General features: G+C 34.1%; 20 protein-coding genes and 1 riboswitch. Of the genes, 8 read left to right on the top strand and 12 right to left on the bottom strand.

What is annotated here, in order from left to right; genetic code table 11:
* Positions 1-62: 62 nt before the first annotated feature.
* The 4 genes from thiS to FLP_RS02950 form a co-directional block, all read right to left on the bottom strand.
* On the bottom strand, positions 63-269 hold the full coding sequence (gene thiS / locus FLP_RS02965; RefSeq protein ID WP_065448045.1) for a sulfur carrier protein ThiS: 207 nt from the start codon (positions 267-269) through the stop codon (positions 63-65).
* Positions 270-356: 87 nt separating this feature from the next.
* A riboswitch (TPP riboswitch) is annotated at positions 357-454 on the bottom strand.
* A gap of 132 nt (positions 455-586) precedes the next feature.
* Positions 587-1,153, bottom strand: a complete 567-nt coding sequence (locus tag FLP_RS02960; protein WP_065448044.1) for a DNA-3-methyladenine glycosylase I — start codon at positions 1,151-1,153, stop codon at positions 587-589.
* Entirely contained in the window at positions 1,153-1,827 is a 675-nt protein-coding gene (locus FLP_RS02955; RefSeq protein ID WP_065448043.1) for a hypothetical protein, read from the bottom strand. The genes FLP_RS02960 and FLP_RS02955 overlap by 1 nt, the downstream gene beginning before the upstream one ends.
* A 14-nt stretch (positions 1,828-1,841) precedes the next feature.
* On the bottom strand, positions 1,842-2,504 hold the full coding sequence (locus tag FLP_RS02950; RefSeq protein WP_065448042.1) for a queuosine precursor transporter: 663 nt from the start codon (positions 2,502-2,504) through the stop codon (positions 1,842-1,844).
* Between the two features lie 180 nt (positions 2,505-2,684).
* Here FLP_RS02950 and FLP_RS02945 point away from each other — a divergent pair, with 180 nt between their 5' ends.
* Positions 2,685-4,802 (top strand): M3 family metallopeptidase, encoded by a 2,118-nt coding sequence (locus FLP_RS02945; RefSeq protein WP_083195780.1) that lies wholly within the window; start codon positions 2,685-2,687, stop codon positions 4,800-4,802.
* 561 nt (positions 4,803-5,363) lie between these two features.
* Here FLP_RS02945 and tsf read toward each other — a convergent pair.
* The 6 genes from tsf to FLP_RS02910 all read right to left on the bottom strand — a co-directional run bounded on the left by tsf (position 5,364) and on the right by FLP_RS02910 (position 10,056).
* Positions 5,364-6,326 (bottom strand): translation elongation factor Ts, encoded by a 963-nt coding sequence (tsf, locus tag FLP_RS02935; RefSeq protein WP_065448040.1) that lies wholly within the window; start codon positions 6,324-6,326, stop codon positions 5,364-5,366.
* 136 nt (positions 6,327-6,462) lie between these two features.
* Positions 6,463-7,263 (bottom strand): 30S ribosomal protein S2, encoded by an 801-nt coding sequence (gene rpsB, locus FLP_RS02930; RefSeq protein WP_065448039.1) that lies wholly within the window; start codon positions 7,261-7,263, stop codon positions 6,463-6,465.
* A gap of 173 nt (positions 7,264-7,436) precedes the next feature.
* Positions 7,437-7,823, bottom strand: a complete 387-nt coding sequence (gene rpsI, locus FLP_RS02925; RefSeq protein WP_007808909.1) for a 30S ribosomal protein S9 — start codon at positions 7,821-7,823, stop codon at positions 7,437-7,439.
* Positions 7,823-8,278, bottom strand: coding sequence for a 50S ribosomal protein L13 (rplM, locus tag FLP_RS02920; protein WP_065448038.1), 456 nt, complete (start codon positions 8,276-8,278; stop codon positions 7,823-7,825). Before rplM ends, rpsI begins: the two co-directional genes overlap by 1 nt.
* Positions 8,279-8,470: 192 nt before the next feature.
* Complete coding sequence (locus FLP_RS02915; protein ID WP_065448037.1) at positions 8,471-9,283, bottom strand: ferritin-like domain-containing protein; 813 nt, start codon at positions 9,281-9,283, stop codon at positions 8,471-8,473.
* 26 nt (positions 9,284-9,309) lie between these two features.
* Positions 9,310-10,056 (bottom strand): ferritin-like domain-containing protein, encoded by a 747-nt coding sequence (locus FLP_RS02910; protein ID WP_065448036.1) that lies wholly within the window; start codon positions 10,054-10,056, stop codon positions 9,310-9,312.
* A 195-nt stretch (positions 10,057-10,251) separates the two neighbouring features.
* On the opposite strand from FLP_RS02910, the gene FLP_RS02905 reads away from it, so the two are divergent.
* Positions 10,252-11,277 carry a LacI family DNA-binding transcriptional regulator gene (locus FLP_RS02905; RefSeq protein WP_065448035.1) on the top strand — a complete coding sequence of 342 codons (1,026 nt, stop codon included), beginning with the start codon at positions 10,252-10,254 and terminating at the stop codon, positions 11,275-11,277.
* Positions 11,278-11,323: 46 nt separating this feature from the next.
* On the opposite strand, the gene FLP_RS02900 is transcribed toward FLP_RS02905, so the two are convergent.
* On the bottom strand, positions 11,324-12,457 hold the full coding sequence (locus tag FLP_RS02900) for a hypothetical protein (protein ID WP_123921643.1): 1,134 nt from the start codon (positions 12,455-12,457) through the stop codon (positions 11,324-11,326).
* Positions 12,458-12,466: 9 nt separating this feature from the next.
* Complete coding sequence (gene polA / locus FLP_RS02895; protein WP_065448033.1) at positions 12,467-15,313, bottom strand: DNA polymerase I; 2,847 nt, start codon at positions 15,311-15,313, stop codon at positions 12,467-12,469.
* A 327-nt stretch (positions 15,314-15,640) separates the two neighbouring features.
* On the opposite strand from polA, the gene FLP_RS02890 reads away from it, so the two are divergent.
* From FLP_RS02890 to FLP_RS02865, 6 genes are all read left to right on the top strand, one after another.
* Entirely contained in the window at positions 15,641-15,838 is a 198-nt protein-coding gene (locus tag FLP_RS02890) for a hypothetical protein (RefSeq protein ID WP_065448032.1), read from the top strand.
* A 49-nt stretch (positions 15,839-15,887) separates the two neighbouring features.
* The gene (locus FLP_RS02885; protein WP_065448031.1) at positions 15,888-16,070 is read left to right on the top strand and encodes a hypothetical protein; all 183 of its coding nucleotides are present in this window, start codon (positions 15,888-15,890) and stop codon (positions 16,068-16,070) included.
* A 188-nt stretch (positions 16,071-16,258) separates the two neighbouring features.
* Positions 16,259-16,933 carry a response regulator transcription factor gene (locus FLP_RS02880; RefSeq protein WP_065448030.1) on the top strand — a complete coding sequence of 225 codons (675 nt, stop codon included), beginning with the start codon at positions 16,259-16,261 and terminating at the stop codon, positions 16,931-16,933.
* Positions 16,934-16,943: 10 nt separating this feature from the next.
* Positions 16,944-18,281 carry a sensor histidine kinase gene (locus FLP_RS02875; protein ID WP_243397522.1) on the top strand — a complete coding sequence of 446 codons (1,338 nt, stop codon included), beginning with the start codon at positions 16,944-16,946 and terminating at the stop codon, positions 18,279-18,281.
* Positions 18,282-18,387: 106 nt separating this feature from the next.
* A complete protein-coding gene (locus tag FLP_RS02870) occupies positions 18,388-18,576 on the top strand; it encodes a hypothetical protein (RefSeq protein WP_065448131.1) in 189 nt (62 codons plus the stop codon).
* Between the two features lie 172 nt (positions 18,577-18,748).
* Positions 18,749-19,984, top strand: coding sequence for a metallophosphoesterase (locus FLP_RS02865; protein ID WP_065448026.1), 1,236 nt, complete (start codon positions 18,749-18,751; stop codon positions 19,982-19,984).
* The last annotated feature ends 65 nt before the right edge of the window (positions 19,985-20,049 follow it).

Below are 20,049 nucleotides of genomic sequence, written 5' to 3'. Positions count from 1 at the left end.
AGACTATATTTTTTTGGTTGACGACTGCGGACTTGCAACGGATAGCCCGTTTAGGCAGCCTGTTATCCTCCTTGCGTTGCTGAAATAATTAAAATTTCGTCGGTTTCGTGTACGAGATGTTCGTTCCAGTTTATTTTTGGAACAACGGTATTGTTAATGGCAACGGCGATTCCGTTTTGTTTGTGGGGAATTTCGAGATCGAGCAATGATTGAACGCTAAGCGATTCAGCATTGAATTTTTTGATTTGTTGGTTGATTTTTAGTTCCATTCCTTCTGAATTTTAGAGTTTTTTGATGATACACAATAGTGCGTCTCTACTCTAGGAATGGCTACAATTGCGCATAAAAATGCGCGCAGAAGTCATCTTACTTTTCCCTACGCTAGTATGAACTAGATCAGGTTCAGAGGGTAAAATCTCAGCCTGCTTATTAGCAGACACCCCTAAAGTGTGAAGCAAATATAATGTTTTTTTTAAAGTTTTCAGTCTCGGTTTTCAGTTTTCAGTCTTTAACTTAAAAAATTAAGCTCTAAAAACTGAAAACCGAGACTGTGACTGAGACTAAATACTGTGACTAAATACTGTGACTATTTTCCCTTTCGGGTAAAGCAATCTTCGACGTGATCGTTGACCATTCCGGTGGCTTGCATTTGAGCGTAAATTACGGTCGAGCCTACGAATTTAAAGCCTCTTTTTTTTAGATCTTTGCTAATTTCGTCTGAAAGTGGAGTAGTGGCAGGGACGTCTTTTAGTGTTTTAGGGTTGTTGTCGATTGGTTTTCCGTTGGTGAATTTCCAGATATAATTAGAGAAACTTCCAAATTCTTCCTGCACTTTCATAAAGGCATGTGCGTTTGAAATGGTGGCGCGAATTTTAAGTTTATTGCGAATGATTCCGCTGTCTTGCAAAAGGGATTCAATTTTTTCTTCGGGATAATGGGCTATTTTTTTATAATCGAAATGATCGAAAGCGGCTCTGAAATTCTCTCTTTTATTTAAAATAGTGATCCAGCTTAAACCTGCCTGAAAAGTTTCTAAAATTAAAAATTCGAATAATGATGCATCGTCGTAAACGGGTCTGCCCCATTCTTCGTCATGGTATTTTTTGTATAAATCGCTGGCAGAACACCAACCGCATCTTATTTTGTCTTCCATTATTTTCCTATTTGCCAGCTGTATCCTTTTACGCCGGGAATGTAAGCAGAACGGCCAATGATGACCAACTCATTATAAATTTTTTTGTCGTATTTAATGCCTATTGCAGTTCCTGAAGTGTATAATTTATTGGCTTTGAAAGTGATTTTCATGAGGCCATCCTTGAATTTAGCATCGGAGACTTTTTCTATAAACCATGTCGAACGCCATTTTACGGCAATTTCATCATCATCGGTTTTTGTGATGCTTTTTACCAGTTTAACGGCTTCTTGCGGAATTTCGAATTGTTGAGTCAGTTGTTCCTGGGTTAAAGTTTGTCCAATTTTACTTCCGGAAAGTATTTTGCGTAAATTCACAAAAGTCATTAAGGTTTTGTTTGCCTCTTCGCTGAAATCTAATGTATTATTATTTGCAATGTGCTGATTTTGAATTTGCGGTTTTAATTCATTTTCTTCTTCAGAAAGAATATTCTTTTTAGAATTGGTATGTTTTTTTTGGGAATTTGGAAGAACTGCCGTTTTGAGTGCTGTTTTCTTAAAGATTTTTGCCGAAACTGGTTCTAATTTATTTACAGGATGGGTTTTTTCTTTTTTAGATATGTTTTTTGCGTCGTTGCCACAGCCTGTAAAAAAATAGGCTATCGAAAAAAGTAAGATGGCAATTGTCATTTTCATACTACAAGGTAGTTTTATTCTTTATTATTAGGGTCCTCTTTAAGATATTTTTTTATTAAATGATGTCCCAGATAAATTAGCGGAGTTAACAAAACAGCGACTGAAAGTTTAAAAATATAGCCTGTTAGTCCGGATGATATAAAAGTTTCGAAGTTAATTTTTCCGGGTAACCAAAAGGCGATTCCAAGAACGATAAAAGAATCAAATAGCTGCGAAATCACAGTTGATCCCGTTGTTCTGAGCCATATCTTTCTTTCTCCTGTTCGTCTTTTAAAGAACCAAAATATCCAGACATCTATTAGCTGAGATGCCATAAAAGCAATTAAGCTACCTACTATAATCCACATACTCTGACCAAAGACAGCCTGAAATTGTTCGTCGTTTACAGGGCTAATTCCTTTTGCAGCCGGAATTACAATGGCCATAAATAATAGTAGGAAAGCATAAGCAATTAAACATGCTGTTATAAAAGACAGTTTTTTTACGCCTTTCTCGCCAAAATATTCATTGATTAAATCTGTGGTTAAAAAAACGATTGGCCAGGGCAAAATACCAATGCTCATAACAAATGGACCAATTTGAATTAATTTTCCTCCAATGAGTTCAGCTACAACGGCATTGGTTATAAAAATGCCTGCAAGGACTACAAAAACAATTTCTTTTCGGGTTTTAAACATGTGATGTGGTAAATGATGGGTCAAATTTAAACTATTTCTTTAATAACAGGAAATGGATAATTATTAATTAAGTTGAGTACGATGCTAATCTGAAAGTTAAAATTTTACTTCGAATGCTGATTTTTGGTTACATTTGAAACAATAACATGTTTTATTTTATTTTAAATCAAATTAATGATAATGAAAAGATTAATGACAATTTTTCTCATGGGAACAACTTTATTTACGGCCACTGCGCAAAACAATTCTGATAATCCATTGCTTAAAAAATGGACTGGACCTTACGGAGGAGTTCCTGCTTTTAATGAATACAAGGTTTCTAATTTTAAACCGGCACTTGAATTTGCGATTCAGGAAAAACTAAATGAGGTTGATGCTATCGCAAATAATCCAAAAGCGCCAACTTTTGATAATACTATTGCTGCTTTAGAGCGTTCAGGTAAAACAATATCCCGAATTTATACGGTTTACGGAATTTATGGTTCTACTTTAAGTACTCCTGAATTTGATGCAGTTGAAACAGAAATGTCTCCTAAGCTGTCTGCTTTCAATGATAAAGTATTGCAAAATAAAAAATTATTTGCCAAAATAGAGACGTTGTATAATTCAAAAGAAAGCAAAAAACTTACGAGTGAACAACAACGTTTAATTTGGTTGTATTATACTGATTTTGTTCGTGAAGGAGCAAAATTAAATGAAAAAGACAAAGAAAAAGTTGCGAAGATTAATCAGGAATTAGCAAGTCTTTTTACAAAATTCAGCCAAAATTTATTGGCAGAAGAACACAATCAATATGTGGCTTTAAAAACAGAAAGCGATTTTGATGGTCTTCCGGCTGAAGTAAAAAATGCTGCAATCGCTGAGGCAAAAAGCAGAAAATTGGATGTAATGGGCTGTGTGGCAAATACACGTTCTTCTATTGAGCCATTTTTAACTTTCTCAACTCGTAGAGATTTAAGAGAAAAAGCATTTGATATTTTTGTAAAACGTGGTGATAATGGTAATGCAAACGATAACAATGCAACACTTGTATCTATTTTGCAATTGCGTACGCAAAAAGCAAACTTATTAGGATTCCCAACATTTGCTGACTGGAGTTTGTCTAACAAAATGGCAAAAGATCCTAAAAAAACTTTAGATTTAATGTTGTCAGTTTGGGAGCCTGCTGTAGAAAAAGTACATCAGGACGTTGCAGAAATGCAGAAAATTGTGGATGCTGAAGGTGGTAAATTTAAAATTCAGCCTTGGGATTACCGTTATTATGCTGAAAAAGTTAGAAAAGTAAAATACGATTTAGATCAAAATGAAGTTAAGCCTTACTTGCAGTTAGAAAACTTACGTGAAGGTATGTTTTGGGTTGCGGGTGAATTATTTAATTTAAGCTTTAAACAAATTACCAATGTTCCTGTTTATCACCCTGACGTTCGTGTTTGGGAAGTAAGTAATAAGATCACGGGTAAAGTGGTTGGATTATGGTATTTTGATCCTTATGCTCGTGCAGGAAAACGTTCTGGTGCCTGGATGAATGCTTACCGTGATCAGCAAAAAATGGATGGTGAGGTTCTTACAATCGTTTCTAACAATTGTAATTTTATAAAGGGAACTGCCAACGAACCGGTTTTGATTTCGTGGGAAGATGCTACGACTTTGTTTCATGAATTCGGACATGCGCTTCACGGATTATGTTCTAATGTAACGTATCCTAGTTTGGCAGGAACATCTGTTGCAAGAGACTATGTAGAATTTCCATCTCAGTTGTTGGAGCATTGGCTGGCTACTCCTGAGGTATTGAATAAGTTTGCTTTACATTATAAAACAAATCAGCCATTGCCGCAATCATTGGTAGAAAGAATTGAAAAAGCTTCTAATTTTGGTGAAGGTTTTTCTACTGTAGAAACCATTTCGAGCTCATTGATTGATATGAAGCTTCATTTAACGACTTCGCCTATTGATCCTCATAAATTTGAAAAAGAGACTTTAGAAGCGCTTCATATGCCATCTGAAATTGTAATGCGTCACAGAATTCCTCAGTTTGGGCATATTTTCTCTGGTGATGGATATGCTGCAGGATACTATAGCTACTTATGGGCAGATGTAATTAATGCAGATGCTTATGAAGCTTTTACAGAAGGTAAAGGGCCTTATGATAAAGAAGTGGCAAAACGTCTTTATGATAATGTTTTTAGTATTGGAAATACTATTGATCAGGAGAAAGCTTATGAAAACTTTAGAGGAAGAGCTCCTAAATCTGATGCTTTAATGCGTGCTAGAAATTTCCCGATTAAGGATAAAAAATAATAAGATTAAATTTTAAATTGAAGTCCCCGGATAATGTAATTATTCGGGGATTTTTTTTGGAGTTTGGTGTTGAATTTTTTGCCACAGATTTGTGGATTATAAAGATTTTAGTAGCAAGTCTATCAGGTTTGTTAAGCTTTGTAAAAGTTTTAAATCAAGAGTGTAAGCAACTTTTTGAAAACCCAATTTTACAGTTTGTATGCGCATTTTTGTCATTTCATAAATGACAAAGTTGTAACCTAATTTAATTTCTATCTTCAAACATAGCCCGTGGTTTCAACCACGGGATCACGATACGAAGCGTGATAATATTGCACTCCGTGGTTGAAACCACGGGCTATGTTTGGGAAGTTTACAAGTAAAAAAACTTTTTCAAAGATTAAGTACAAGTTCCTTGTACTATTTGTTTAAAACATTGGAAAAGTTCTCCTGTTTTGATGTAAACCTTAAATTGCAGCCTCTTTAATAATCTTATAAACCTAAGTGAAGACAAGAATTATTAAAACAAAAAAAAGCCCTGAATAAATGAATATTCAGGGCTTTTTATATTGAAATAATATATTAACCTAAAGTAACTCTTTTGAAACCTGTGATTTCAACGTTGTATCCTTTAACGTAATCACCAACTTTTTTACTATCGTCTTTGATAAAGTTTTGATCTAACAAAGCTTTTTCCTGATCTAAAGTAGTATTGTCAGAGATGAAACGTTGAACTTTTCCTGGGATGATTTTGTCCCAAATTTGCTCTGGTTTACCTTCAGCTTTTAATTCAGCTTTAGCATCTTCTTCAGCTTGTTTTAAAACTTCTTCAGTCAATTGAGAGTAAGAAATATATTTAGGAACATTTTTTAAAGTTTTTCCTAAACGTTTTGCTTCTTCGTTATCCTTTTCGATTACAGCAATACGAGCAGCAAGTTCAGATTCAACGAAAGCAGGATCAAAATCTTTGTAAGATAATGTATCAGCTCCCATAGAAGCAACTTGCATAGAAACATCTTTAGTTAAAACGTCAGCATTAGGAATTGCAGCAGAAATTGCAGTTAATGCAGCAATTTTGTTAACGTGAACATAAGATCCAACGAAAGCACCTTCTAAAATTTCAAAACCACCGATTTCGATTTTTTCACCGATAACACCAGTTTGCTCGATTAATTTTTCAGCAACAGTAATTCCGTTGAAATCTGAAGCTAAAAATTCTTCTTTAGAAGAGAAGTTAATAGCTCTTTCTACTAATTCTTTAGCCAAAGTTACGAAAGCTTCATTTTTACCTACGAAATCAGTTTCGCAGTTTAAAGTGATGATAGCTCCTTTAGTATTGTCAGCATTGATAAAAGAAACAGCAGCTCCTTCAGATGAGTCACGGTCAGAACGGTTAGCAGCAACTTTTTGTCCTTTTTCTCTAAGGACTTGTATAGCTTTATCGAAATCTCCATCAGCTTCAACTAAAGCTTTTTTACAGTCCATCATTCCGGCACCTGTAGATTGTCTTAATTTATTTACGTCTGCAGCAGTAATTGTTGCCATAATATTTTGAATTTTAATGTTAAAAGTAAAAATTCCATCTTTTAAATTCTAAATTCCAATTTTATTAAATTATCAACATAACGTTTTTAATTTGTGGTTGGATTTTAGAATTTAAAATTTGGAATTTAAATTTGATTTATTCTTCAGTTGCAGGTGCAGCAGCTTCAACAGCTGGCGCAGCAGGAGCAGCTTCTACAGCAGCAGGAGCAGCAGCTTCTTCTGTTGTAGCTTCAGTTTCTTTTTCAGAACCTCTGTCAGAAAGACCGTCGATTACAGCAGCAGTAACTAAAGATAAAATTTTGTCAATTGATTTAGAAGCATCATCATTTGCAGGAATAACGTAATCAACCTCTCTTGGGTCAGAATTCGTATCAACCATTGCGAAAACTGGAATGTTTAATTTTTGTGCTTCTTTTATTGCGATATGTTCAGCTTTGATATCTACTACGAACAATGCAGCTGGTAGTCTAGACATGTCAGCGATTGAACCTAAGTTTTTCTCTAATTTAGCACGTAGACGATCAACTTGCAAACGCTCTTTTTTAGATAACGTCATGAAAGTACCATCTTTCTTCATTTTATCAATAGAAGACATTTTTTTAACTGCCTTTCTGATAGTAACAAAGTTAGTTAGCATTCCACCAGGCCATCTTTCAGTGATGTAAGGCATGTTTGCAGCTTTTGCTTTTTCAGCAACGATGTCTTTTGCTTGTTTTTTGGTAGCTACGAATAAGATTTTTCTACCTGATGCAGCGATTTTTTTCAAAGCTTCATTAGCCTCTTCAATTTTTGCTGCAGTTTTATATAGATTGATAATGTGAATACCATTACGCTCCATATAAATGTAAGGGGCCATATTTGGGTCCCATTTTCTAGTCATGTGTCCAAAGTGAACACCTGCTTCTAGTAAGTCTTTTACTTCTATTTTGTTTGCCATTTTTGTACTAGTTTACGTTCTGTTGATTAGCAATGTATAAATGGCGGTTTCCCAGGCTTTATACATTTAGATGCTAAACTATTTCCTACCTCGGTAGGAGAGCAACAACAACTGTGTTTTTTAATTTCAATAAATAATTGAGAGTCTTGTACCATTGTACAAGACAGGTAATATTAACGTTTAGAGAATTGGAATCTCTTACGAGCTTTCTTCTGACCGAATTTCTTACGTTCAACCATTCTTGGATCTCTTGTTAATAAACCTTCTGGTTTTAAGATAGCTCTGTTTTCAGCATTTACTTCACACATAACGCGTGCTAATGCCATTCTTACAGCTTCTGCCTGACCAGTTGAACCACCTCCGTAAACGTTTACTTTAACGTCAAAGTTGTTTACATTTTCTGTCATAGACATTGGTTGTAAAACTTTGTATTGTAAAGTTGCAGTTGGAAAGTAAGTTGCGAATTCTTTTTTGTTTACAGTGATTTTTCCTGTTCCTTCAGAAACATATACACGTGCAACAGCGGTTTTTCTTCTACCGATTTTGTGAATAACTCCCATTACTTAAGATCGTTTAGGTTAACAGTTCTAGGTTTTTGAGCTCCTTGTTTGTGCTCAGGTCCTACAACAACATTTAGATTTCTAAAAAGTTCAGCTCCTAATTTGTTTTTAGGTAACATTCCTTTTACAGCTTTTTCTACTAGTAATGCAGGGTTTTTAGATTGCAATACTTTAGCAGTTAAAGTTCTTTGTCCTCCTGGGTAACCTGTATGACGCATGTAAATTTTGTCATTCATTTTTGTACCTGTAAGGTTAATTTTTTCTGAGTTGATAACAATTACGTTATCTCCACAGTCAACGTGCGGTGTGTAACTAGGCTTGTACTTACCTCTTAAGATCATTGCAACCTTTGAAGCAAGACGTCCTAAGTTATGACCTTCAGCGTCAACAACAATCCACTCTTTAGTTACAGTGGCTTTGCTAGCTGAAACCGTTTTGTAGCTTAATGCGTCCATAATATTATTTTAATTAAACATTCCATCCCCAATAAAGGGGATGCAAAAGTACAATTAATTATTTTAAAACCAAATACCTGAAAAGAATATTTTATCTGCTGAAAATCAGGGCATCAGTTTTATATTTAAAACAATAAAAAAAAACCACCTTCACAATAACGCGAAGGTGGTTCAATATTTAGAATTATTTTGTTAAACAATAAATAAATTTGCAATGTCAACAACTTGTTGTGTCGTAAGTGGCTCATCATAAGCTTCTGATCCTGCTGCTGCTCCAAATGCTGCGGCTGTATTAAATCCTGCCTGCATGGTTACTCCTTCGCCAGCGTAGACAGCTTGAGTTGCGGCTGGCATTCCTGCGCCTCTTTCGTCATTAGAAATCCATCCTTTTAATCCACGTAACCGGCGTACCTCGGATGCATGACGTGCTTCTACAGAATGTATTTGTAATGCGGCAGTTAATAAGTCAGGTGTAGTAATTAAATTTCCTGCCTGACCTTTGTAGGCTCTTACGCCTGTATCTTCAAAAGCCTGAGCCAATGCTAAAAAGGTTGGATAGTCACCAAACGGATCAAATGTACCGCCAACGGTAAAGTCAAAAGTAGGCTTTGGAACAAAATTGGCGCTTGCTGTTCCGCCTAGTCCTGCAATTAAAAATTTAACATGACTGGATTCGTGTGCTGCTATTTGCTGGAAAACCTTTAAATCCCTGCCTCCGTTTTCTGATGCGGGAATTACTCCTGAATCTAATGCCATGGCGTAAAATTCGTTTTCCAGATATTCTAAAGTCAAAGCAAACTGCAAAGCGCCTATTGGGGTTGCAGGTGTTGCTGTAATATCTTTTGCTAATGCTTTGTTTGCCATTGCAGATAACCCGAATGGTATTGATGCATATGCCAATGTTTTTCCTATGTTTCCAAACTGATTAAAACTGTCTCTTCTTGATCCAGTGCTTCTCATTAAACTATCATCAGTAAAGGTTTCTATAAATTTTAAAATATTCATAATTTCTAAGTTTTAGCTAGTTAAGATTAAGGTAAATATTTGGCAGAAAATTTTGTGGTAATAAATCCTCCGGCAATTGGAAGAATTTTTGAAGGATCTTTAGCAACATCTAAACCATTTGATGCCGTAACAATATCATCACCGGCAAAATCCTTAGAATTAGGATTGATTAAACTTCTGATAGCCGAAGCATGTCTGGCTTCGACCGAAACAATTTTCCCGGCTAATAATAAGTAGTCAGCACTTTTGATTAATTTTCCGGCTCCATTATAGGCGGCAACTCCGGTATCTTCAAGAGCTTTGGCCGTTGCCAGAACTTCGGTGCGGCTGTTGAAATTAAGAGATCCGTAGTTAAAACCTAACGTAGGAAGTAATTGGGAGCTCGGATCCGGAAGTGCTCCGGTTAAGGCAGCTTTAAAAAAATCTCTATGAACTACTTCGTGATGATACAAGTCGGTTAAAACCTGACGTTCAATAGGATTGAAAGTTGCATTAAAACTTGTTGCATTTACAACTTTAGTATAAAAATCGGCTTCAAGTTGTTCAAGAGCATAAGCATAAGTTAATACTCCAAAATCTCCAGAGCCTAAATCAAAGACACCATTTCTAACTCCGGGTAACGATGTATCTTCCATATCGTTATCATTGTCATTATCGCTGCAACCAGCTAAAACCAAACCTGCACTAACTAATGTTAGCCCGCTGAGCTTAAGGAAGCTCCTTCTGTTATTCAATGAAGGGTCAACTTCATGAATTTTAACTTCGTTTTTCATAATCTAGGTTTTTTAAAAAGGTTAATAACATGTATTAAGTTATTAACGAAATTTTATGAGATGCGGTTTTAAAAAATCGCAGTATTTTAAAATTATTTTAAAAAGACCTTGTAAATTGAAATACTGGTGGGTGTTTTTTGTTTTATTTTAGGTAATTCTACTATATTTGTATTAATTACATAAAATTATTTTTAAATGAAAGCTAAAGCAACTCTAAAACAAATTGCGAAAGAATTAGGCGTTTCTGTATCTACGGTTTCTAAGGCGTTAAATGACAGTCCGGAAATTAGTGAGCAAACGAAGGTGAAGATTAAGGAGTATGCCAAACTCAAAAATTATAAACCGAATGTTATTGGTCTGAATTTAAAGAATCGTAAAACCAAAACAATAGGTGTAATTATACCTAATATATTAAACTCCTTTTTTGCAAAGGTTTTTAGTGGTATCGAAAAAGTGGCCGATAAAAAAGGATATAATGTGATTACGTGTATTTCGAATGAATCTTTAGAAAAAGAAATTCATACGCTGGAAATGCTGAGCAACGGAACCATCGACGGATTTATTCTTTCGGTTTCTCAGGAAGCACAAAAACTTCAGGATTATAGTCATTTCTCTGCTATTATAAATGACGGAACTCCAATTGTAATGTTTGACCGTATTGCTGATGAAGTAGAATGTGATAAAGTGGTAGTTGATGATTTCGATTCGGCTTTGAACTCGACACAGCATTTAATCAATTTAGGATGTAAAAATATTGCCTTAATTTCTTCTGTTGATAATTTAAGCGTTGGAAAATTGAGAGCTGACGGATATTTGAAAGCTTTGGCTGATAATAATATTCCGGTAAATGAGAAAATTATTCTTCGTACGGATTCTGAAGATGATATGAAAGCTAAAATTGATGCCATTTTCGACAACAAAATCGATGCTATTTTTGCTTTGGATGAAAATGATTCAGTTGCCGCTTTACGTGTCAGCTTGAAAAAAGGATATAAAGTGCCTGAAGATATTTCGATTATAGGATTTGCTGACGGAATTTTAGCTTCAAGACGTCTGTCACCAAGTTTAACAACTGTAAGTCAACACGGAATTGAAATTGGAGAAGTTGCCGCCAAACAATTGATCAAACGTTTAGAAGAAAAGGAAGATGAGACTTCTGATTATGAAACTATCGTTATTAAGACGAAGTTGAAAGAACGAGAGTCTACAAGAAAAAAATAAAAACAAAAAACCATTCGCCGCAACGAATGGTTTTTTTTATAATACTTTATTTTGTTTTCTTAATAAGGTATAAGCTATTGTCTTTTTTATCTTGGAGCAAAGTAAATTGTAAATCAGTGTTAGTATAAAACCCATATTCTGATTTTAAACTTTTTTCCAATTCTTTTTGATTGTCTTTTACAGTATCGTAGATTGATTTTTCTTTGGTGTCATAATCATCGATAAAAATATCTTCTTTTTTGAATTTTAGCGTGTCATTCGCAAAAGGTATATCAATATAGGCGATCCCATTCCAGTAATAGTACGTATAAGTATCATTCGCTTGGGTTCGTCCCATGACATTTGAATTGTAATCTAATTTTTGGAAATATTTAAACAGTATTTTATCGTTTGGTATTTTGCCGAGTGCATTTTCGTTAGTAACTTTTTTGTTTAGATTAAAGCTTTGTTTTTGTGCATCATCGGATATTTTAGATTCCACACCATATAGTATATACCATTGATTGTTTGCAAAATAAATGATCGATGATCTTTTGTCAACAGGTATGGACTTATCTCTCCAGGCGTAAAAATTGTCTAAGTAAATACAATTAGGTAAAACACTATCATGATAATATTTTGATAGTTTTTCAGCATCCCACTTTAGGTCTTTGTTTATAGGGATAAAAGCTTTTTTTGCTTTGTTTCCATCAGTTGGCCAAGTTTGGTAATAGAGCAGATCTTTGTTTACTATTTGTTTATTGAGTAAAACAACATCGCCAAACTCGGATTGATTTGACGATGAAGTTTTATAATTTAAAGTATCTGAAATGTTTCCGTAGGAGTCCATTTTAAATACGGTGTTTAAAAAATTATCACCTTTATTTCCTCCTCCATGATCGTAAGGTTCTGTTTTGGTGATGAGTTTAAGTATTATTTCTCCTTTCGAAATTTCAAGTATTTGAAAGTCGATATTGGGATAATATCCTTTGCTTTTTCCAAATAGTATTATTTTATGATTACTAAAGTTCTTAACCTCATGTAAATTTTTATACTCTTTATATTGGGAAGGCAATTCTTTAGAAGGCAAACTGTTTATTAAAAAAGTATCCATGCCCAATGCTAAGCTAACATTGAGCTTGTATATTAAAAACAAGACAATCGCTGTTATAATGGAATACTTTATTGTCTTCTTTTTCATTTTGGTTTTTTAATGCGCCTCTAGCCAATCTTTACCCAAACCAAGTTCAACATCTAAAGGAACACTCATCATAAATGCATTTTCCATTTCGTGTTTGATCATAGGCTGAATTTTTTCGAGTTCATCATTGTGAACATCAAACACAAGCTCATCATGTACCTGAAGCAACATTCTTGATTTCCAGTTTTCCTCTTTTAATTTTTTATGGATGTTGATCATCGCGATTTTAATCACATCGGCAGCACTTCCCTGAATTGGTGCATTTACAGCATTTCGTTCGGCAGCACTTCTTACTACGGCATTCGCTGAGTTGATATCTTTTAAATATCGGCGACGGCCTAAAATTGTTTGTACGTATCCTTTTTCGCGTGCAAATTCTATTTGTTCGTTAATATAAGATTTTAATCTTGGATAAGTTTTGTAATAAGCTTCGATTAAGGCAGCACTTTCGCTGCGTGATAATGAAGTTTGATTGCTTAACCCAAAAGCAGAAACACCATATATGATTCCGAAGTTTACTGTTTTAGCGTTGCTTCTTTGTTCGCGCGAAACTTCATCCAAAGGAACATCAAAAACTTTTGCTGCAGTTGCCTTGTGAATGTCTTCTCCGTTCTGGAAAGCGGCAATCATATTTTCTTCGCCACTTAACGCAGCAATAATTCTTAATTCTATCTGAGAGTAATCCGCAGAGATTAAAGTATGGTTTTCATCGCGGGCTACGAAAGCTTTACGAATCTGACGACCTCTTTCTGTACGAATTGGTATGTTTTGCAAGTTTGGATTATTCGAACTCAAACGTCCCGTGGCGGCAACAGTTTGCATATAATCCGTATGAACGCGTAATGTTTTTTTGTCTACTTGTTCTGGCAAAGCCAAAATATAAGTGCTTTGTAGTTTTACCATCTGGCGCCAATCGAGAATTTGTTTTACAATTGGGTTATCATTGGCTAAATAAGTCAAAACCTCTTCGCCAGTGGCATACTGACCGGTTTTAGTTTTCTTTTGTTTTGCTCCGCCAATTTTTAATTTATCAAATAAAATATCTCCTAATTGTTTTGGAGAAGCAAGGTTGAATTTCTCGCCGGCGGTTTCGTATATTTTTTCTTCCAGAGATTTAATTTCAATGTCCATTTCTTTAGACATGATGCTTAAAAACTCCACATCTAAACGAATTCCTTCTGTTTCCATATCAGCCAGAACGCTTACTAATGGAATTTCGATTTCATCAAATAACTTCTTAGTTTCGGTTTTGTCTAATTCGGCAGTAAAAAGTTCTTTTAATTGTAATGTAATATCGGCATCTTCTGCAGCATATTCCTTGATTTCTTCAAGAGCAACGTCACGCATTGTGATTTGATTTTTTCCTTTTTTACCAATTAATGTTTCAATTGATTTTGGTGAATATTTCAAATACGTTTCCGCTAAAATATCCATATTATGACGCATATCCGGATTAATCAGATAATGCGCAATCATGGTGTCAAAAAGCTTTCCTTTTACAACAACGCCATAATTAGAAAGGATCTTTAAATCATATTTTAAGTTTTGACCAATTTTTTCGATATTTTCATTTTCAAAAAACGGTTTGAATTTATCTACTAAAATCTGAGCTTCTTCCTGGCTTTCCGGAAACGGAACGTAAAATGCTTTTCCTTTTTCATAAGCAAAAGAGATTCCTACCAATTCAGCATGTAAAGCATCCAGACCGGTAGTTTCAGTATCAAAACAAACAGCAGTTTGCTTTTGTAGATTTTGGATCAATAATTTAATTCCTAAATCGCCTTCGACAGCTTGATAGGAGTGAGGTGTGTTTTCTAAAGTATTATAGAATGAAGTTCTTTCTTCTGTACTTTCATCTGTTGTGGCACCGCCTCCAAACAAATCAAACTGATCGTCGTTTTTAGGCTGCGGTTTTTTATACAACTTAGCATCCGAAGGCTGGCCTGCATTTGCCAGTTCGTTTCCGCCACCTACTTTAAATAAATTATCAAATTGTTCGGCCATTCTTCTAAATTCCAATTCCTGAAAAATAGCGTCGGTTTTTTCGATATCGGGACGTGAAAGTTCATAGTCATCTTCATTAAAAACAACATCGCAGTCACATATTATAGTAGCCAGTTTTTTAGATAAAATTCCTTTTTCTTTATTGGCTTCGATATTCTCTTTCATTTTACCTTTCAGTAAATGTGTGTTTTCAAGAAGGTTTTCCATCGAACCAAATTCTTTCAGGAATTTTTTGGCCGTTACTTCGCCAACTCCTGGTAATCCCGGAATGTTATCGACAGCATCTCCCATCATCCCAAGAAAATCAATTACTTGTTCCGGTTTTTCGATTTCAAATTTTGCCAAAACTTCAGGAACGCCCCAAATTTCAATACCATTTCCCATACGGGCTGGTTTGTACATGAATATATTTTCAGAAACCAATTGAGCAAAATCCTTATCTGGAGTGACCATAAAAACTTTATAGTTTTCTTTTTCGGCTTGTTTGGCAATTGTTCCAATCAAATCGTCGGCTTCACAACCTGCCATTTCGATAATCGGAATGTGCATGGCTCTCAATAAATCCTGGATATATGGAATAGCAATTTTAATTGCTTCAGGAGTTGCATCACGATTGGCTTTATAATCAGAATACATTTCGGTTCGTACCTGACTTCCTTCTTTATCAAAAGCTACGGCTAAATGATCTGGTTTTTCACGTTTTATAACATCCAAAAGAGAGTTCATGAATCCCATAATCGCGGATGTATCCATTCCTTTAGAATTAATTCGCGGATTTTTTATGAAGGCATAATAGCCACGAAATATTAAAGCATAAGCATCGAGAAGAAAAAGACGTTTTTGAGTTGACATAAAAAAAATATTAGTCTGTAAAAATAAACAATTGGGTATCAAAAAATAATCAAAAAAGAAATTTTTTACCATATAAGTAATATAAGTACATTTTAGTAGCGTACGTTCCGCAGAGAACTGCGGAGTTGTAGCGACGCACAGTATCGCGTCTACCATTTTGTTCGTGAAATTAAATGAATTTATAGTAATAATATGGTGGAAAAGCACCCAATAGTTAATGTCAAGTTAAAATATTTATATGAGATGATTTCTTCATTTTGTCTTCATATTACAGGGGTACATTTGATCTATAAAATAAAAGGTATTAATTTTTAAATAGTAGAAATCATGAGAAATTTATTGATGTTATTAGTAGCAGTTTTTGGCACAAGTGTTATGGTAAGTGCTTTTCCTGCAAAAGATGTTAAAGCAACTCCTGCAAAAGAAGTTAAAGCTGTAAAACACCCAAAATCTAAATCTGATAAAAAAGTAAAATCAGAAAAAAGTGAAGCTACAAAGGTAGAGACAGCTAAAGTAAAAAAATAAGAAAAGGTTATTGTAAAATAAAAGGTTAATTAATTTAAATTTAGAAATCATGAAAAATTTATTGATGTTATTAGTAGCAGTTTTAGGAACAACTGCAATGGTAAGTGCACAAACAGCTCCCACTCAGGCAGCTCCTGCAAAAGAAGTTAAAGCTACAAAACACCACAAAAACAAAGCTGATAAAAAAGCAAAAGCAGAGGCTCCTAAAGCAGAGGCAGCTAAGGTGAAATAATGAAAGTTGTTTTTGTTTTGCTTTCAAAGAATTGTAAGGAGGCAAAACAGAAGTAATGATTATGAGAATGCAGATGGAGAAAGCTGGTAAAGAAATTTATCAGCTTTTTTTGATTCGTTAATTTTTTAATAATGCGCAATAATGTTTTTTAGAATTGCTTAAATTTATTTGCGCTTAAATGCTCAGTTATGAATATTTTAATTGTTGAAGATAATAAGGAACTAGCTGTCGAAGTTTATGATTTTTTATGCAACGTAGGTTACGTTTGCAAGATTGCTCATAATTGTGCCGATGCCCTTGAAGAAGTAAATAGTAACGATTATGATGCTATGCTTCTGGATCTTGGTTTGCCTGACGGAGATGGATTTGAGGTTTTGCAAACGGTTCGAAAAACAAAATCAAAAATTGCAGTTATTGTACTTACGGCGAGGGGAGAGTTGGATGACAGAATAAATGGACTGCATCTTGGTGCAGATGATTATTTGACTAAACCGTTTGCATTAACAGAACTTAGTGCTCGTTTATTTGCCGTAATTCGCAGAATTCATGGTTTTACTGTAAACAGTTTAAGTATTCATGGTTTTTTGTTGCAGCTTCAGGATTATAAGGTTAGTTATGATAATACTCCCATCAGTCTTACTAAAAAAGAATTTGATATTTTTCAGTATTTGGTTTTAAACAAAAATCGTGTAATCACCAGGCTGCAATTGACAGAGCATATTTGGGGCGATATTCTGGAGGTCAATTCAGATTCTAATTTTATTGATGTTCATGTTCGAAATCTTCGAAAAAAACTCGACAAACATACTGCTATCGATTGGTTCGAAACCGTTAGAAATGTTGGTTATCGTATTAATGAGTAAATAAAATATTGTGAAGATAAAGCATCAGTTGGCTATTTTTAATGCACTAACAAGGTTGTTGGTGATTTTGGTTTTATGGCTAATGTTGCCCATTCTGGTCGAAAATGTTGTTTACAGGCATATTAATAACGGATTACTGGAAAAAAAACAAAAATTCATACAGCATTTAGATCAAAATGAGATAAATGATTTTATCGAAAATTCTGATGATTCGACAGAAACCTATTCGCAATTTTCTACACTACATAGTGAGTTTTTAGTGCTTTCTAAATCACCGGTAAAAATTGCCAAAAAGAAAGCTGTTTTTACTAATGAATATCGCATTATTGAAGGTGAAGAAAATGAATATAGAATTTTGCAATATCATTTTACTTTCGGTAATCAGGGTTATAATTTAGAAATAGGAAGCAGTCTTGCTGAAATAAATGACCTTACATTTATTATTCGATTTTTTATTATAATTGTTTTTGTAGTTATCCTGCTGATTACCTTTTTGGCAGATACTTTTTATATCGAATATTTACTGAAGCCTTTCTATAAAATTATTGATACCAAAATAAGGCGAGTCAACGAACCAGAGGCTTTTGATCATACGCCAATAAAAGCGAGATCAAGGGATTTTAGGGAACTCGATTTTGTTTTAAACCAGATGATGGATCGTATTGCAGAGCTTTTTAAAAAAGAAAAACAATTTATATCGAATGTTTCTCATGAGTTGCTTACGCCCATTGCTTTGCTTAAAAACAAGTTCGAGAATTTGCTTCAAAATGATTCTCTTGATGATAATGCTTTCGATAAAATCGCAGGTTCGTTAAGAACTTTAGATATGCTAAAAAAAATCATCAATAACTTATTGTTGATTTCCCGCATCGAAAACAATCAATACGAGGCAAATGAAGATGTGAAATTTCATGAAATAATTAGGGATCTTCAGGAAGATTTACAAGATCGAATTGATGACAGGGAAATTCGGTTTTTAAACAAAATGCAGCATGATTATATCTTCACAGGAAATAAAACTCTGATTCATATTTTGATTTATAATTTGGTAACTAATGCCATAAAATACAATAAACCAACGGGAAGCATTATTGTTACAGATGGTTTTTTAGAGGATCGTTACTTTATTTCGATTGCAGATTCTGGTATAGGAATGAATTCTTCTCAAATCGAAAATATATTCAACAGGTTTGCCAGAATTAGTTCAGATCAGGAAGGTCAGGGGTTAGGGCTTGCGATTGCGGATAGTATTGCATCTTTTCATCATATCGAGATAAAAGTTTCTTCTGCTGTAAATGAAGGTACAACCTTTATGTTGTTGTTTCCGGAAGTTTTAAAACACAATTAAAAGTTAATTTTTTCAAAGTCGTTCAATCTTCATTTTGTCTTCATTTAGCGTATATATCTTTGAGGTATAATAAATGAAAATATTAATAATCATAAAAACTTCAATCATGAAAAAATTAGTAATGTTAGCAGTAGCTGTTTTAGGAACAACTGCAATGGTAAGCGCTCAAACAACTCCAGCTCAAACAACTCCGGCAAAAGAAGCAAAAGCTCCTAAAAAAGAGAAAAAAGCAGACAAAAAAGCGAAAAAAGCGGAAGTAAAAGCAGAAGCAGCAAAGCCAGAAGCTAAAAAATAAAACAATACTGGTTTGATGTAAACCGTGTTGTGGATTATAAAGGTTTTAAAAAATTTGGTAGAGAAAAAGCTGGTAGAGAAATCTATCAGCTTTTTGTTATTTGAGTTAAATTTTTGATAATAAAAAGCAATAGAAATTTCATTCTTTGTTACTTTGCTTAAAACTATAAATAATGATCATTCGTTTTGTAATTCTATGTGCTCTTTTTTTATTTATTGAGTTCTATTCTTATCAAGCCTTTCGTACCTTAGTAAAATTGAGATGGGTTTTGATTAGTTATCAAATTATAAGTTTACTGCTTTTAATTTTTATCATTTACTCTTTTACGCAATTTGATCGTTCTGTTGGGCAAACCAAGCAAACCATGTTTACAATGGGGTTGATGTTATTGGTTTATGTGCCAAAAATAGTTTTGACTCTTGTGATGTTTGGAGAAGATATTTTTAGAATAGGGGCAAGCATCCTGAATTATTTCATGTATAATACGCCTCGTTCAGAGATGATGCCAAACAGGCGAAAGTTTGTTAGCCAGATAGCATTGGGTTTGGCTGCCGTTCCTTTTTTATCATTGATTTACGGAATTTTTGAAGGGAAATATAATTTTAAAGTTTTCAGGCAGACGATTTATTTTCCTGATTTGCCGGATGCTTTTGATGGATTTAAAATTACTCAGATTTCGGATGTTCATAGCGGGAGTTTTGATAATCCTGATAAAATAAATTATGCTATTGATTTGATTAATGAGCAGGAAGCGGATATGATTTTATTTACAGGAGATATTGTAAACACCCATGCGAAAGAAATGCATCCGTGGTTAGAAACTTTCAACAGAATAAAAGATTTTAAATATGGGAAGTTTTCAGTTTTAGGAAATCATGATTATGGCGAATATGTTACTTGGCCTTCTGAAAAAGAAAAAGACGAAAACTTCAAAGAAATAAAAAGTCTTTACGGACAAATTGGATTTGAACTTTTATTAAACGAACATACTTATATTCAAAAAGGTGATGATAAAATTGCACTTATTGGAGTAGAGAATTGGGGGCATAATTTTAAAAAGGCAGGAGATTTAAACAAAGCGTCTCAAAACGTACATCAGGATGATTTTAAGGTATTAATGAGTCACGATCCGAGTCATTGGGAATATGAGATTAAAAATCATCCTAAAAACTTTCATTTAACTTTGGCAGGCCATACACATGGTATGCAATTTGGAATTGAAATTCCAGGATATTTTAAGTGGAGTTTAGCTCAGTACATTTACAAACAATGGGCAGGATTATACGAAAATGTTGGCCGTTACGTTTATGTAAATCGCGGATTTGGTTTTCACGCTTATCCGGGACGAGTAGGTATTATGCCTGAAATTACAGTGATTGAACTAAAAAAAGGGAACAATGTGGCTTAATTCGTTAAAAATGCTACATTTGTATATAATTATCTCTTTTTAACAGAATAAAAAAGAATTAAATT

The organism is Flavobacterium piscis (genome assembly GCF_001686925.1).
In the GTDB taxonomy this organism is placed as follows: Bacteria; Bacteroidota; Bacteroidia; order Flavobacteriales; family Flavobacteriaceae; genus Flavobacterium; species Flavobacterium piscis.
This window is presented reverse-complemented; position numbering and strand designations above follow the sequence as displayed.

What these genes read in the sequence shown, in the direction of transcription:
- FLP_RS02955 (WP_065448043.1), bottom strand. Translation starts at nt 1,827, where the DNA reads ATGAAAATGACAATTGCCATCTTACTTTTTTCGATAGCCTATTTTTTT.
- rpsB (WP_065448039.1), bottom strand. Translation starts at nt 7,263, where the DNA reads ATGGCAAACAAAATAGAAGTAAAAGACTTACTAGAAGCAGGTGTTCAC.
- FLP_RS02910 (WP_065448036.1), bottom strand. Translation starts at nt 10,056, where the DNA reads ATGAAAAACGAAGTTAAAATTCATGAAGTTGACCCTTCATTGAATAAC.
- rpsI (WP_007808909.1), bottom strand. Translation starts at nt 7,823, where the DNA reads ATGGGAGTTATTCACAAAATCGGTAGAAGAAAAACCGCTGTTGCACGT.
- FLP_RS02900 (WP_123921643.1), bottom strand. Translation starts at nt 12,457, where the DNA reads ATGAAAAAGAAGACAATAAAGTATTCCATTATAACAGCGATTGTCTTG.
- FLP_RS02960 (WP_065448044.1), bottom strand. Translation starts at nt 1,153, where the DNA reads ATGGAAGACAAAATAAGATGCGGTTGGTGTTCTGCCAGCGATTTATAC.
- FLP_RS02885 (WP_065448031.1), top strand. Translation starts at nt 15,888, where the DNA reads ATGAAAAATTTATTGATGTTATTAGTAGCAGTTTTAGGAACAACTGCA.
- FLP_RS02915 (WP_065448037.1), bottom strand. Translation starts at nt 9,283, where the DNA reads ATGAATATTTTAAAATTTATAGAAACCTTTACTGATGATAGTTTAATG.
- FLP_RS02880 (WP_065448030.1), top strand. Translation starts at nt 16,259, where the DNA reads ATGAATATTTTAATTGTTGAAGATAATAAGGAACTAGCTGTCGAAGTT.
- FLP_RS02905 (WP_065448035.1), top strand. Translation starts at nt 10,252, where the DNA reads ATGAAAGCTAAAGCAACTCTAAAACAAATTGCGAAAGAATTAGGCGTT.
- thiS (WP_065448045.1), bottom strand. Translation starts at nt 269, where the DNA reads ATGGAACTAAAAATCAACCAACAAATCAAAAAATTCAATGCTGAATCG.
- FLP_RS02865 (WP_065448026.1), top strand. Translation starts at nt 18,749, where the DNA reads ATGATCATTCGTTTTGTAATTCTATGTGCTCTTTTTTTATTTATTGAG.
- FLP_RS02950 (WP_065448042.1), bottom strand. Translation starts at nt 2,504, where the DNA reads ATGTTTAAAACCCGAAAAGAAATTGTTTTTGTAGTCCTTGCAGGCATT.
- FLP_RS02945 (WP_083195780.1), top strand. Translation starts at nt 2,685, where the DNA reads ATGAAAAGATTAATGACAATTTTTCTCATGGGAACAACTTTATTTACG.
- FLP_RS02870 (WP_065448131.1), top strand. Translation starts at nt 18,388, where the DNA reads ATGAAAAAATTAGTAATGTTAGCAGTAGCTGTTTTAGGAACAACTGCA.
- tsf (WP_065448040.1), bottom strand. Translation starts at nt 6,326, where the DNA reads ATGGCAACAATTACTGCTGCAGACGTAAATAAATTAAGACAATCTACA.
- FLP_RS02890 (WP_065448032.1), top strand. Translation starts at nt 15,641, where the DNA reads ATGAGAAATTTATTGATGTTATTAGTAGCAGTTTTTGGCACAAGTGTT.
- polA (WP_065448033.1), bottom strand. Translation starts at nt 15,313, where the DNA reads ATGTCAACTCAAAAACGTCTTTTTCTTCTCGATGCTTATGCTTTAATA.
- rplM (WP_065448038.1), bottom strand. Translation starts at nt 8,278, where the DNA reads ATGGACGCATTAAGCTACAAAACGGTTTCAGCTAGCAAAGCCACTGTA.